At 40.6% G+C, this 13039-nt stretch carries 14 protein-coding genes; 7 read left to right on the top strand and 7 right to left on the bottom strand.

Annotated features, from left to right (window positions below):
* Nucleotides 1-4 precede the first annotated feature (4 nt).
* From POV26_RS02535 to POV26_RS02505, 7 genes are all read right to left on the bottom strand, one after another.
* Entirely contained in the window at nucleotides 5-823 is an 819-nt protein-coding gene (locus tag POV26_RS02535) for a universal stress protein (protein ID WP_272854922.1), read from the bottom strand.
* Nucleotides 824-994: 171 nt separating this feature from the next.
* Entirely contained in the window at nucleotides 995-1633 is a 639-nt protein-coding gene (locus POV26_RS02530; protein WP_272854921.1) for an HdeD family acid-resistance protein, read from the bottom strand.
* 51 nt (nucleotides 1634-1684) lie between these two features.
* Nucleotides 1685-2497 (bottom strand): SDR family oxidoreductase, encoded by an 813-nt coding sequence (locus POV26_RS02525; RefSeq protein WP_272854920.1) that lies wholly within the window; start codon nucleotides 2495-2497, stop codon nucleotides 1685-1687.
* A gap of 155 nt (nucleotides 2498-2652) precedes the next feature.
* Entirely contained in the window at nucleotides 2653-3099 is a 447-nt protein-coding gene (locus POV26_RS02520) for a PepSY-like domain-containing protein (RefSeq protein WP_272854919.1), read from the bottom strand.
* A gap of 458 nt (nucleotides 3100-3557) precedes the next feature.
* Complete coding sequence (locus POV26_RS02515) at nucleotides 3558-3764, bottom strand: cupin domain-containing protein (protein ID WP_272854918.1); 207 nt, start codon at nucleotides 3762-3764, stop codon at nucleotides 3558-3560.
* A 339-nt stretch (nucleotides 3765-4103) separates the two neighbouring features.
* Nucleotides 4104-4484, bottom strand: coding sequence for a Rid family detoxifying hydrolase (locus tag POV26_RS02510; RefSeq protein ID WP_272854917.1), 381 nt, complete (start codon nucleotides 4482-4484; stop codon nucleotides 4104-4106).
* A gap of 76 nt (nucleotides 4485-4560) precedes the next feature.
* The gene (locus POV26_RS02505) at nucleotides 4561-7323 is read right to left on the bottom strand and encodes a putative LPS assembly protein LptD (RefSeq protein ID WP_272854916.1); all 2763 of its coding nucleotides are present in this window, start codon (nucleotides 7321-7323) and stop codon (nucleotides 4561-4563) included.
* A 265-nt stretch (nucleotides 7324-7588) separates the two neighbouring features.
* Between POV26_RS02505 and POV26_RS02500 the strand changes: the two genes are divergently transcribed.
* The 7 genes from POV26_RS02500 (at nucleotide 7589) to POV26_RS02470 (ending at nucleotide 13015) form a co-directional block, all read left to right on the top strand.
* Complete coding sequence (locus POV26_RS02500; protein WP_272854915.1) at nucleotides 7589-8710, top strand: N-acetylmuramoyl-L-alanine amidase family protein; 1122 nt, start codon at nucleotides 7589-7591, stop codon at nucleotides 8708-8710.
* Between the two features lie 54 nt (nucleotides 8711-8764).
* Nucleotides 8765-9715: an MlaD family protein gene (locus POV26_RS02495; protein ID WP_272854914.1), complete on the top strand. Its 951-nt coding sequence runs from the start codon at nucleotides 8765-8767 to the stop codon at nucleotides 9713-9715.
* A 3-nt stretch (nucleotides 9716-9718) separates the two neighbouring features.
* Nucleotides 9719-11050 carry a 4Fe-4S dicluster domain-containing protein gene (locus POV26_RS02490; protein ID WP_272854913.1) on the top strand — a complete coding sequence of 444 codons (1332 nt, stop codon included), beginning with the start codon at nucleotides 9719-9721 and terminating at the stop codon, nucleotides 11048-11050.
* A gap of 20 nt (nucleotides 11051-11070) precedes the next feature.
* On the top strand, nucleotides 11071-11391 hold the full coding sequence (locus tag POV26_RS02485; protein ID WP_052671353.1) for a nucleotidyltransferase family protein: 321 nt from the start codon (nucleotides 11071-11073) through the stop codon (nucleotides 11389-11391).
* Nucleotides 11375-11710, top strand: a complete 336-nt coding sequence (locus tag POV26_RS02480; protein ID WP_272854912.1) for a HepT-like ribonuclease domain-containing protein — start codon at nucleotides 11375-11377, stop codon at nucleotides 11708-11710. The genes POV26_RS02485 and POV26_RS02480 overlap by 17 nt, the downstream gene beginning before the upstream one ends.
* 3 nt (nucleotides 11711-11713) lie before the next feature.
* A complete protein-coding gene (locus POV26_RS02475; RefSeq protein WP_272854911.1) occupies nucleotides 11714-12148 on the top strand; it encodes an LNS2 domain-containing protein in 435 nt (144 codons plus the stop codon).
* 75 nt (nucleotides 12149-12223) lie between these two features.
* The gene (locus POV26_RS02470; protein ID WP_272854910.1) at nucleotides 12224-13015 is read left to right on the top strand and encodes a (Fe-S)-binding protein; all 792 of its coding nucleotides are present in this window, start codon (nucleotides 12224-12226) and stop codon (nucleotides 13013-13015) included.
* The last annotated feature ends 24 nt before the right edge of the window (nucleotides 13016-13039 follow it).

Genomic DNA, 13039 nt, shown 5'->3' with positions numbered 1-13039 from the left:
CCCGCTACAACTTAAAAGTCATAACCGGAAGTTTTGATTGGTTGGCCAGATCTTCGGAAATACTTCCCCTTAAAAGCCGATTCAATCCTTTTCTCGCGTTTGTGCTTATCGCGATTACGTCCGCATTGGTTTCTTCGGCATATTGCATTAACCCGTCCTCAATGGTATGCCCCGCTATAAATTTGACCTTATTCGCACCTCCTGCTTCGGAAAACTTTTTCAATTTGGCGGAAAATTGCTTGGAACTGAGAAAATCGTTAAACGGGCGGTTGACATATACCGGTTGGATCTCGCAGCCCAATTTTGACAGAAGTGACTTTGCCTTTTTGTAGGCGGGTACACTTTCTACGCTCATATCGGTCGCAAAAATCACGTTTTTAAGACTGAAATTTTCTGGGGAAGATTTTATAATTAGCACGGGAGTACTGCTGTTCCGCACCATTTTTTCGGCATTTGACCCTGCAAAAATTCCATCTTGTATTGAAAGGCCTTGGGAACCCATAATTATTAAATCGGCATTTATTTCGTGGGCCAAAGCATCAACCTCATTGTACACTTTATGACGCTTGATTACGGGGATTACGTTAATGCCTTCCAAATACTTCTTGTCCAAAAACGGCTTGAGTTGCTTTTCGGCCAATGCGAGCATGAAGAGCATTTTGTTCATATTTTGGGAATCCGATTTTGAAATTATGGATTCAGATAACTCCAACATGTGCAAAACATGAAGGGTAGCATTGTGCTCTTTGGCCAAAATGGCGCCCGTTTCCAGCGCAAATTCTGATTGTTTCGAAAAATCAACAGGAATAATAATGTTTTTCATTTTCTATATATTTTATGGTTTATTCTTAATAAATTTTGGCCAAATTGCCGTCAATAACCATAGTCTTCGCGGGTACGAAGGCTTTGCCATAGCTATAAATTTTTTGGACCAAAATGAAGCAATGCTGAATTATATCAAACTGCTATATTTCAGGAGTTGTGGAAACAGGAATTAATCATCCCATTCTGCACGGATTTCCTTCATGAGCTCATCGTAACGTTCTACCAAATCGGCCGATATTTTTTTGGAAGATTTGTGCAGTTTTCTTAATTGCAAGGATAGCAAAATGCTGAAAAGCCCCGCAAACAGGAAACTTAAGGCTACTAAAATAACAACGCTCAAGCCTGCGAACAATGGGTTCCAAAGAAGGATGAATGATACAATGGTACCAATAATACCCAGGACCAAAAGGCCACCCCAATTACTGCTGCCATATTTTTTGATGTCCATGGCAAAACCGATTGTGGAAATGGAACGGAATAGAATTACGAAACCGATATAGAAAGCGAGAACGGTTAACGATAGGGCAGGGTTTAACAATAACAGAAATCCTACTATTAAAGTGATGATACCCAATGCCAAGGACCAACCCCAGTTGTCCAAATGGTTTTTGTTGGCGAAGGCGAAAATGCTTTCTGACAATCCACTGAACAAGAATGAAAGCGCAAACAATAATGATAGGGCCATTAGCGAACCTGCCGGCGAGGAAAATACCACAATGCTCACCACCACAAAGAAAATACCCACGAGCAAAGGAATATACCAATGTTTAATGGTTTGTTTTAAGGTTTTAAGAAATGATGTTTCCATAATTTTATTTTTTATTTGTTAAGGATTAAACCTTTTAAATACTCTGTGCAATCAAGCCATTTTTTTAATCTTGTGGATCACGCCACCATCTACCAAAATATCTGTACTGGTAATAAAACGAGCGGCATCACTGGCCAAAAAGTATATTACATCCGCAATTTCTTCCGGTTGTCCGTTGCGTTTTAAAGGTGTGGCCTGTTTTATCATTTCCATTCTCTCGGGATGTTCTTCTGCAGCTTTTAACGCCATTGGTGTTTCAATAACCCCTGGTGAAACAGAAACGATTCTCGCTCCTTTTTCTCCCCATTTATCAGCGTTTTTATGTGTTAATAATTGCACGCCCCGTTTTGCAAAATTGTACATAAGGTCCGAATCATTATCCACAAACTGACTCACAATATCAAAAGATCTTGCTCCTTGCGGATTTGCAAGTGCCTCATCATATTTTTCATTGGCAAGAACAGTATGTGCCATCATTGAAGAAAGCAGAACTGCTACCGAATCTGTACCGGCAAGCTTGTAAAAGGCATCTACCAAAAGTTCCGTCGCCACCAAATCTATGGTATAAACTTTTTTTAGGTCCTTTACCGTTCCGCTTACCCCGGCGGTATGGATCAATGCTTTTAGTGATCCATTATCGGCCACATATTGGGTCAGTTTTTCTATATCTTTTTTACTCGTAATATCACAGGCAATTCCTGTGGCGTCTATACCTTCTTTTGCCAATATTTCTATTGTTTCATCAACCTTTCCTTGAGAGTAATCCGTTATAATTATTGATTGATTTTTAAAAGCTCTGGCACAAGCCTGACCTATGCCTCCCGCTCCTCCTGTGATTACTATTACATTTTTTTGACCTTTCATTTTACTAGCTTTTAAATTATCCGATTGAAATATTGTTACGGTTTCAAAACCCTAAAATTTTGAAAATCTCATGCAAAGGGTTTGCCCACTTTTACTTATGGAAAAAGAAATTGAAATCAACGCAACCCCTTATGCATATTTTAGTAGTGAAGCATTTAATCCTTCATAGCTTTCAAAATTTGACCATTTGAGCTGTAAGTTATTCTTAGGCTTTCGTTCCAACTTTTATCCAACTCAACTTCAAAAGTTGTTATTCCATCTTTTTCTATGGATTCAACGGACTCAATTTTATAATTAGGATAATCCCTTTTGATGATTTCCTTTAAGTTGGCCGGCATTTGGGAAATGGTAATGTGCTTTTCCACTTTTACCATATCACCGTATTTATTAAACCATATTTTGTGTTCCATTCTTCCCACATCAAAATTTACTTTATAATCCGTACCTCTTTTCTCCCACTCAATATCCGTAGCGGTAGGATAGACATTTAATAGTCCGGTCGTAAAATTTTGGGGCACTTCGTTTGAAGATATGTCCTGGGCCTGTATTGCTGCCGTTAAAAGCAAAGCCATTCCAATTGTAATAATCTTAAATGTTTTCATTTTTTTGTTTTTTAAATGTTTAACTAAATTGTTTATATAATTCTTTTCAAAAAATCATTTCTTATATTTTCAAGGATCACTTTACAGTTTCCCTTATTTCTATGCGATTCGATATAAATATTATTCTAAAATCACAATATAGTCATACGAAGAATCAAATCCTATGACTTTGGTCAGTTGGTAGCATGATACATCCCAAATTCCCATTCCACTCTTTTGGATAGCTTTTCATTAGTAATTTCAACTTCCCCTTAAGAACAAAAACATAGATGCCATTTCCTTCTTTTTTTATTTTGTGTTCATCGGTGTTTCCTTTTGTAAATTTTTCTATGAAATCTAATATGGTTCTTTATATGGCAATAATAGTGGGCTTTGCCCGTGATTTCGAAAAGAGGTTCACAAACCGTCAATAAAAGATAATGGAATAAAATTTTCAACTAAAAACTGGTTGGAGAGCATTATTGCAAATCCAAACGATTTTTCAGTTTCAATAGCTCGGTGCATCTGCCCGGAGCAACAAAGAAAATTTGTTGGTCTGATAAGTCGTAGGTGTTCAAGTCTATTTTATGCAGCCCTCTTGCCTTATTGACAATTAATACCGTATAGGAGTTGTGTCTGTGGGGTTCGTCAACTTCTCCGCTGCGTTTTGTAAGAATATCTTCCATTTTCGATATTCCAAAACTCGCGCTTCCCTTTTAAGTATTTATTTTTTTGATATGTTTTGATCACGTGGATTTTTAATTGACCATAACTTCACAATAAATACATTCAAAATTCCCTTCAACGTTATATTGTTGAGGTTCAAAGTTGATAATTATAGTTGTTACGGGAATATTGGTAAAAAGTGTTCCTATACCGTTTTTTCAAAAATTACTTTAGGAATGGGAACAAACAAAATTTTATGGATTTGTTGCGGGAAATAGGGCACAGAACCCAGAGAAACTATTTTACATATTAGTTTTTTGGGCGGATGTTTCGGCTGAAAAAGGTTCTATGGTTTCTCTTTAAAAAGAAGCGACCACAGAAATCTCCACATTTACGAACTTGGGCAGATTGGCAACCTCTACAGTCTCGCGGGCTGGGGCAGTGGCTTCGTTAAAATACGTGGCATATACCTCATTGATGGCAGCAAAGTTGTGCATATCGCTAATAAAGATGGTGGATTTTAAAACGTTCTCAAACGTCATTCCAGCTTCGGTAAGGATAGCCTTTAGGTTTTCCATTACCAATTTGGTTTCGGCTTTAATATTATCCGTAACCAAATTTCCGGTTTTTGGGTCAATGGCTATCTGCCCGGAAGTGTAGAGCATGGTGCCGTTAAGAATTGCTTGGTTGTATGGGCCAATTGGGGCAGGGGCGTGGGGGGTGGTGATTATTTTTTTCATTGAAAGATGCGTTTGTTAGTTTGTGAATCTGTTAGTTTGTAATTAGCAATATTACACATTATTCATTATTAATGAATCAAAGCCTCTTATCGCTCTCCCTACGCTTGTCATACTTAATATCACTAAGCACTGAGGATTTTATCCCTATAAAGAAATACCAGGCGGTATTGATACTTCCTATGGGCGTCCAGTTGAAGCTCATTTGCCAGCTCTCCAAATCACGCTGGAACCGGAACTGCGTAAGGGTAACCCCCTTGTTCTTAAAATCATACCCCGAGGAAACGCCAACGGTCCAGCGCGGTGCCAGTTCCATATTGGTACTCATCATAAACGATTGGCTGGATATTTCATTCTGCCGCTGTGCATTGCCATAGGTGATGGTATAGGCAAAACGCACGTCCCATGGAATGCTGTAATTATACCATTCCACGTTGGTTTTGTCAACATCCTCTTCCTTGTCCTTATAAATCTGTCCGTCATAAATATTGGAAGCTTCGCCAAAAAGATCATCGGGCCGTCCACCGTTGCGGAAGGTTTCATTGTCTATTCGGTCCATATCTTTGGTTTGGGGTTCAAAATCCTTGCTGGAGAAGGAATAGTTGATGCTAATGTTGGCATTGGTAAGCCTAAAAAGACTTCCTCCATTGTTAATATTGAAAACGTCTATTTTCCGATTGTTGTTGTCCAGGGCATATGGGTCCAACGCACCACTGAAGTTGAAATCCAGTTTTGGCACGATGGGGATGCTTCCGCTGAATTGCAGGGGGCTCCATTTTAAGGAATCACCAGCAAGATTATACGCCGTAGAAAAGTTCAGGTTGTTCAATAGCGTAACTTTTTTGGGTTCCAGGGCCGTGGTATCGCGGTCGCGTATTTTGGCTTCAAAAGTATTGCTCAAGGACATCCCGATACTGCTGGAATATACTTTGCTGGGCGGACCGTAGAGCGTGTTTTCAAAACGGGAGTATTGCACTGTTTCACCAGCGGCCTCGTTGGCTGTTTGGGGTATGATGAACTCGTCATAATACCTGTCAAAAGCAGGGTTTACGTTATACCCAATGGAAGGTCGCACCACATGGCGGATGGCTTGTATTTTCTTATCGTTTCCGAAGTTAAAAAGTCCGTACAACGTCGTTCCCAAACTGGTTGAAAAATTATAGGTCCGGTAACTTTCAAAACCTGCAACGGTGTCCATCACAATCCCTCCGGCACCATCAAAAGCGTTCTCATCATACCGTTTCCGCGTACTTTTCAACACCCAGGTTTCCCGATAGTTGGTTCCGGCGGAAGCACTTAAGTATTTGAGAATCTTAAAATTGGTAGTGATGGGAATGTTGTGTTGCGCCCCAATCTGCGCGCTGTTGAACATTTCCGGCTTAAAGAAAAGCGAATCGACAGTCTGGATTCGGTTTTCTGCGGAAAGATCATATTGAAAGTTTATATTCTGAATAATTCCTTTTTTAGTGCCATTCTTTGGCGCAAAAGGATAAATTCTGGAAACACTGGCATTCACATTTGGCAAGGACATGGCTATTTGCTGCGTGTTCGTATTCTGCGAATGGGTAGCCGCCACGGTAAAATTGACCTGGGGATCGCCCTCAAAACTCTTTGCGTAGGAAATGGAGGAGCTCAGCGTGTTCACCAATGCGCTGGCGTTGTTTGTTTGGTTTATAGACTGGTTGAAATACTTACTGCTTCCCAAATTCACCGAAGCCGAAAAACGCGAGCTTGGATTGCTCTTGGTGTCCTGCGTATGCGTCCAACGGATGTTATAGATAGCGCTTTCCTGAAAATTGGGGAAACCGCGCTCTTCCTGAACAAGATATTCATAGCGCGCACTGAAGTTTCCGCGATATTTATACCTCAGCACATAGGTAGATTCGCCGCGCAGGGCATAGCTGCCGTTGGTGTAATAATCGCCCAGCAAACTAAAATCCAGATAATCATTGATGGCGAAATAATACCCTCCATTTTGAAAAAAGAAACCGCGACTGTTGTTTTCGCCAAAGGAAGGAATAATAAACCCAGAGGTGCGGTCTTCCGTCAATGGAAAGTAGGCGAAGGGCAGTCCCACGGGCGTCGGCACGTCGGCAATGTACATATTGGTTAAACCTGTTACAATTTTTTTCTTTGGCACAAACTTCGCCTTTCGGGTGTAGAAATAATACTCCGGATCGTCGATGTTTTTTGAGGTGGTAAATTTCACATTCCGAAGGTAAACCACAGAATCGTTTACTTTTTTGGTCACTTCAGAAATTACCCTGAAACCGTTTTGTTCGGTCCGGCTATTATAGACCAGTGCCTTTTCCGTGTCAAAATTATACCGAATGGAATCCGGCTCCACTTTATTGGCGGCTTGCACAAATACAGGTCTTTGGCTGTAAACCCCCGCACTGTCTATTCCCTTGGCATATACTTCGTTCTTGTTGTAGTCAAGAATTATCAGGCCGGCATCTATACGCATATCTTCGTAAATAATATACGCTTTGTTGTACATATAGACCTTGTTCTCCTTTCTGTTGAGCAGCACGTAATCTTCGCCATAATAATCCACCACATCTGTCAAGGTTTCTTTGGGAGGCTTTATGGAATCGGTTTTTACGGTGTCTTGGGCTTGCTCGTTTATTTCATCAACAATCGGTTTTAGGTTTACGGAAATCGTGTCTTCTTTGGTGGTTTGGGGAATATTGGCTTCACGCTTTGGCGGAACGTCCTGTGCATGCAAAACCGCACTGCAAAGAAGCAGGAATGTTAAGAAGATTGTTAAGTAATGCCTGTTGGTTCGCAATGTGCTGATGCTATTATTTTGTAGTTTTGGCTCAGTATTTGAAACGGTCAAAAATAAACATATTTTTTCGGGTACGTTTTTTTAAATGAAGTTTTTGGGAAAAAGAAGTTTTCACTGAATAGAAACACGAACCACGATTAAAAATGAACCACGAGCCACGACTTAAATGACCCAAGAAAAAAAAGGATAATTGGTTTTTTCTATCTATACATTTAGAACAAATTGGGATCTGTCGTGTGTCGTGAAGCGAAGTGGTCGTGATTCAAACCGTCTTTTTAAAAAATAATAATCAATAATAACAATCGTTAACGGGTATATGAAAACGAAACTTTTTTCTTCTTTCGTATTAATTATAAGTATTTCATTATTGTCTATTTCTGCTTTAGCGGCGGAAAACCCTATTAAGCCATTTGTTGTGGTTTTGGATGCCGGGCACGGTGGCCACGATCACGGAAACAAGGGAAATGGTTATAAGGAATCTGAAATTGCGCTCAATATTGTCTTAAAAGTAGGAGCGGAGCTTGAAAAACTTCCCAATATAAAAGTAATCTATACCCGCAAAACAGACGTCTTTATTGAACTGCGTGAACGCGCGGCCATAGCCAATAGGGCAGATGCAGATCTTTTTGTTTCCGTACATTGCAATGCCCACAGCAGCAATGCGTATGGCACTGAAACTTTTGTCCTTGGATTGCACAAGAGCCAAGCCAACTTTGAGGTTGCAAAGAAAGAGAACGAGGTTATTTATTTGGAAGATAACTACAAGGAAAAATACGGTGGTTTTGACCCAAATGCCCCAGAATCGTTAATAGGAATGGTCTTGATGCAGGAAGAGTATCTGGACCAAAGCATACTTCTGGCAAGTTTGGTCCAAAACAATATCGTAAACAACCTGAAGCAGAACGACCGCAGCGTGAAACAGGCAGGATTTTGGGTGCTGCACAACACCTATATGCCGAGCGTTTTGATTGAAACAGGTTTTCTTACCAATAAAACTGAAGGGGCCTACCTTAATTCCGCCAAAGGACAGACAGATATGGCGCGTGAAATAAGTAATGCCATCAAAACATACATCAACAGCCTTTCCGTTGCGAACGATAATATTAAAGATCCCGAAGTAAAGGAACTGGAAGTTGAAAAAGTAGTGGAAACAACGAAAGAGGATATTTATGAAGGCGTAACCTTCAAGGTACAATTGGCCGCCAGCAGCAAAAAACAGGATCCGAAGCCGAGCAACTTCAAAGGGCTCAAAAATGTAACGCGCGAAAAGGAAGACGGCCTGTTCAAATACTACTACGCCGAAACCTCAGACTACAACAAAATTCAAGTAATGAAAACTTTTGTACAGCAAAAAGGGTTTCCATCGGCATACATTGTCGCATTCAAAAAAGGAAAAAAAGTTAATGTGCAAGAAGTGTTAAAATCGAAAGCCAATTAGCGTGCTTTCTTTATATTTATCGCTTAAATTTGTTCAAAATCTAAAATTGCACTCTTGAGACTATCCAAAGAAGTTAAAACCGGAATTCTCGCCATTGGCGCCATATTGTTATTGATTTTTGGCTACAGCTTTTTAAAAGGCACCAACCTTCTCGACAAAAACCGCGAATTTTATGTGAAATATGACAATGTGGAAGGTCTGGCACAAGCGGCCCCCGTTACCATAAACGGTCTCACGGTGGGCAAGGTGCAGAACATTTCCTTTGCCAATTCAAAGGGTGGGCTAATTGTGAAGTTTACAGTTGAAAAGGACTTCGACTTTTCGAAAAATAGCATTGTTAGAATTTATAGCTCCGGACTTCTCGGCGGAAAAAACTTGGGAATTTTCCCTGAATACGATGTAAATAATATAGCCAAAAGCGGCGATACCTTGCGTGGCGATGTAGAGGACGGAATGCTTACCGCCGTTTCCAAAGCACTTGGGCCTTTGGAAAAAAAAGTGAACAATACATTGGCGACCATTGATACCCTTTTATTGAGCGTGAACGATATCGTTGATGAAAAAACGCGGAAAAACCTAAAAGAAGCCATTGAAAACCTGAACAATACCTTGAATTCCTTTTCAGGTGTTTCGGAAAACCTGAATTATATTCTTTCCAACAACACCGGAAAACTGGACAATACGTTTACCAATCTGGATAAAACAGCAAGCAACCTATCGCAGCTGACCGATTCCTTATCGCAGCTGGAAACCGGAAAGTTGGTGTCGGACCTGCAAAACGTTGTGGACAAAATGGATAAAATTGTAGCGGGTGTTGATAATGGCGAAGGTTCCATCGGAAAACTTTTAAAAGACGACAAACTTTATGAAAACCTGGAAGGCGCCTCAAGGCAGCTTGAAGAACTTCTTCAGGACGTTAAACTAAATCCAAAAAGGTACGTGCATATTTCCGTTTTCGGAAAAAAGAGCAAAGAATACGAACCCCCGGCCAACCCAGACGAATAAACCATGCAGTACATCCCGAACATACTTTTCATCATCGCCCTTGCGGCGGGCATAGGCTATTTTACGCTGAACATCCGCAAAATAATTCGAAACATCAAGTTGGGACAGGAAGTGGATGCTTCAGACCACACAGGGCAGCGGTGGCGCAATGTGGTCCGAATAGCCCTGGGCCAATCAAAAATGGTCGTAAGGCCCATTCCCGGGTTGCTGCACCTTTTTGTTTATATAGGCTTTGTCATTATTAATATTGAAGTACTTGAGATTATCATAGATGGTATTTTCGGTACGCATCGCGTTCTTTCCACAGTGCTTCCGGCAGGATTGTACAACTTTTTGATCGGCTCTTTTGAAATATTGGCATGCTTGGTTTTGGTGGGCGTTATTCTTTTCTGGACCCGAAGAAACGTTCAAAAACTGAAACGCTTTTGGAATCCCGAAATGAAAGGCTGGCCCAAAAACGACGGAAATTTCATCCTTTATTTTGAAATGGTCTTAATGATATTGTTTCTAACTATGAACGCTGCCGACCAATCCTTACAGACATTGGGAGCAGCTCATTATGTTGAAGCTGGAGCCTTTCCTATTAGCAAATTCATCGTTCCACTTATGGACGGTTTTTCAGAAGCTACGCTTATGGCCATTGAACGCAGCGCTTGGTGGCTTCATATTTTGGGAATATTAATATTTCTTAATTATCTATACTTTTCAAAACACCTTCATATTATATTGGCATTTCCAAATGTTTACTTCGGAAAAGTGGTTCCAAAGGGGAAATTCAAAAATCTGGAATCGGTTACCAACGAAGTGAAGATGATGATGGATCCAAATGCCGATCCCTTTGCCGCTCCCGCTGAAGGAGCTGCCGAAGCTCCTGCAAAGTTTGGCGCCAGCGATGTATTGGATTTGAGCAGAATCCAATTATTGAACGCTTATACTTGTACAGAATGTGGCCGCTGCACCAGCGAATGCCCCGCAAACAATACCGGGAAGAAACTTTCGCCACGAAAAATAATGATGGATACCCGCGACCGTTTGGAAGAAGTAGGGAAGAATATCAACAAAAATGGCGAGTTCAAACCAGACGGAAAACAGCTGTTGGACGATTATATTACCCGTGAAGAACTATGGGCCTGTACCACTTGCAACGCCTGTGTGGAAGCGTGCCCCGTAAGTATTGACCCATTGAGCATTATCATGGATATGCGACAATATTTGGTAATGGAACAGTCTGCTGCCCCAACCGAACTGAACGTTGCCATGACCAATATTGAAAACAACGGTGCGCCTTGGCCATACAACCAAATGGACCGGTTGAACTGGAAGGATGAAAATTGATTGAACCTATTTAAAGAGAAGTGAAAATCATTGAAGAAATAAAATCCAAGAAAGAAGATTTTCGATCCTTATGTGAAAATCATAAGGTTGGAAAACTATATGCTTTTGGTTCTTCTATTCGTAATGATTTTTCTGAAAGGGAAAGCGACATTGATTTATTGATTGAGATTAACGTTGAAGACGCAATGGAACGAGGTGAGAATTTAATTTCTATTTGGAATAAGTTAGAGAGCTTCTTTCAAAGAAAAGTAGATTTATTGACCTATAAATCAATCAAAAACCCAATCTTAAAGAGAAATATTGATGCTACCAAAATACTGATTTATGAAGCTGGAAGTTGAGAAATTCTTGATGGATATTTCCTTATCAATAAATTTAATTGAAGAATTTATAAGTGATATTGATACTTTCGGCGATTATGAAGAGGATATAAAAACCCAAAGTGCTGTAGAACGGCATTTAGCAATTATTGGTGAAGCCTTAAATAAGTTGAAAAAAATTGATAACGATTTAATCATTGAAAATGAAGCTGAAATAATTGCAATGAGAAATCGATTAGTTCATGCCTACGACAGTATTGACTCATCAATTGTTTGGGTGATTATTAAAAAACATCTTCCAAACTTAAAAAATGAAGTCGAAGTTATTCTGAAAAAATAAAACATGAAAAAAGAAGAAGTAGAAAAAATGCTGCACGAGAAAGTAGAAAAGGGCGAACACGTAAGCCCGATTCTTCCCGAAGGGATAAAAAACTACTTGATTGATATTGACGGCACCATTACCGAGGACATCCCAAACGAAGAGCCCGAAAGGATGGCCACCTGCAAGCCATTTCCCGATGCCTTAAAAACCCTGAACAAATGGTACGACGAAGGCCATATTATCTGCTTTTTCACCTCCCGCACCGAAGCCCATCGCGAAGTAACGGAAACGTGGCTTAATAAACACGGCTTTAAATACCACAGCATGTTGATGGGAAAACCCCGTGGCGGCAACTATCACTGGGTGGACAACCATTTGGTAAAGGCAACCCGCTACAAAGGAAAATTCACCGATTTAGTGGAGAAAGAAGTAACTATTGAAGTATTTGAAGATTAACAAATATACCCCAGTCCTAAAGGGAGCCTTCGGAATAGCTCCCCTTTAGGGGCTGGGGGGTAAAAACATAAACAAATGAGTGAACCAATAAAAGTCCCAACAATGGCCGAATATATGGCCCAAGGCAAACAGCCCGAAGTGCTTTTTTGGGTAGGTTGTGCGGGAAGTTTTGACGATCGTGCCAAAAAAATAACGAAGGCCTTTGTAAAATTGTTGAACAAAGCAAATATAGATTTCGCCGTTTTGGGAACCGAGGAAAGCTGTACCGGCGATCCGGCAAAAAGGGCAGGAAACGAGTTTTTGTTTCAAATGCAGGCTATGACCAATATTGAGGTGCTCAACGGCTACGGAATAAGAAAGATTGTAACCGCCTGTCCGCACTGCTTTAATACCATCGGCAATGAATACCCTGAACTCGGCGGCAAGTATGAAATAATGCACCACACCCAATTCTTAAAAGCACTTTTGGATGAGGGCAGATTAAAAGTGGAAGGCGGAAAATTTAAGGGGAAGAAAATAACCTTCCACGATCCGTGTTATCTTGGTAGGGCAAATAACGAATACGAAGCCCCAAGAAATTTACTTGAAAAACTGGAGGGCGAATTGGTAGAGATGAGGCGAAACAAAAAACACGGCATGTGCTGTGGCGCTGGCGGAGCCCAAATGTTTAAGGAACCCGAACCCGGAAATAAGGACGTAAACGTAGCCCGGACCGAACAAGCCATGGAAGTTTCGGCAGATATTATCGCCACCGGTTGTCCATTTTGTATGGTAATGATGACCGACGGCGTAAAAGCCAAAAACGCCGAAGACAACGTGCAGGTAATGGACGTTGCCGAAATGATTGCAAATGCAGAAGATTTATAAAAACCAATAGATTGTTTTTTCCGG

The sequence above is a fragment of the Aequorivita todarodis genome, assembly GCF_028561335.1.
Classification (GTDB): domain Bacteria; phylum Bacteroidota; class Bacteroidia; order Flavobacteriales; family Flavobacteriaceae; genus Aequorivita; species Aequorivita todarodis.
This window is presented reverse-complemented; position numbering and strand designations above follow the sequence as displayed.

What these genes read in the sequence shown, in the direction of transcription:
- POV26_RS02535 (WP_272854922.1), bottom strand. Translation starts at nt 823, where the DNA reads ATGAAAAACATTATTATTCCTGTTGATTTTTCGAAACAATCAGAATTT.
- POV26_RS02530 (WP_272854921.1), bottom strand. Translation starts at nt 1,633, where the DNA reads ATGGAAACATCATTTCTTAAAACCTTAAAACAAACCATTAAACATTGG.
- POV26_RS02525 (WP_272854920.1), bottom strand. Translation starts at nt 2,497, where the DNA reads ATGAAAGGTCAAAAAAATGTAATAGTAATCACAGGAGGAGCGGGAGGC.
- POV26_RS02520 (WP_272854919.1), bottom strand. Translation starts at nt 3,099, where the DNA reads ATGAAAACATTTAAGATTATTACAATTGGAATGGCTTTGCTTTTAACG.
- POV26_RS02515 (WP_272854918.1), bottom strand. Translation starts at nt 3,764, where the DNA reads ATGGAAGATATTCTTACAAAACGCAGCGGAGAAGTTGACGAACCCCAC.
- POV26_RS02510 (WP_272854917.1), bottom strand. Translation starts at nt 4,484, where the DNA reads ATGAAAAAAATAATCACCACCCCCCACGCCCCTGCCCCAATTGGCCCA.
- POV26_RS02500 (WP_272854915.1), top strand. Translation starts at nt 7,589, where the DNA reads ATGAAAACGAAACTTTTTTCTTCTTTCGTATTAATTATAAGTATTTCA.
- POV26_RS02490 (WP_272854913.1), top strand. Translation starts at nt 9,719, where the DNA reads ATGCAGTACATCCCGAACATACTTTTCATCATCGCCCTTGCGGCGGGC.
- POV26_RS02480 (WP_272854912.1), top strand. Translation starts at nt 11,375, where the DNA reads ATGAAGCTGGAAGTTGAGAAATTCTTGATGGATATTTCCTTATCAATA.
- POV26_RS02475 (WP_272854911.1), top strand. Translation starts at nt 11,714, where the DNA reads ATGAAAAAAGAAGAAGTAGAAAAAATGCTGCACGAGAAAGTAGAAAAG.
- POV26_RS02470 (WP_272854910.1), top strand. Translation starts at nt 12,224, where the DNA reads ATGAGTGAACCAATAAAAGTCCCAACAATGGCCGAATATATGGCCCAA.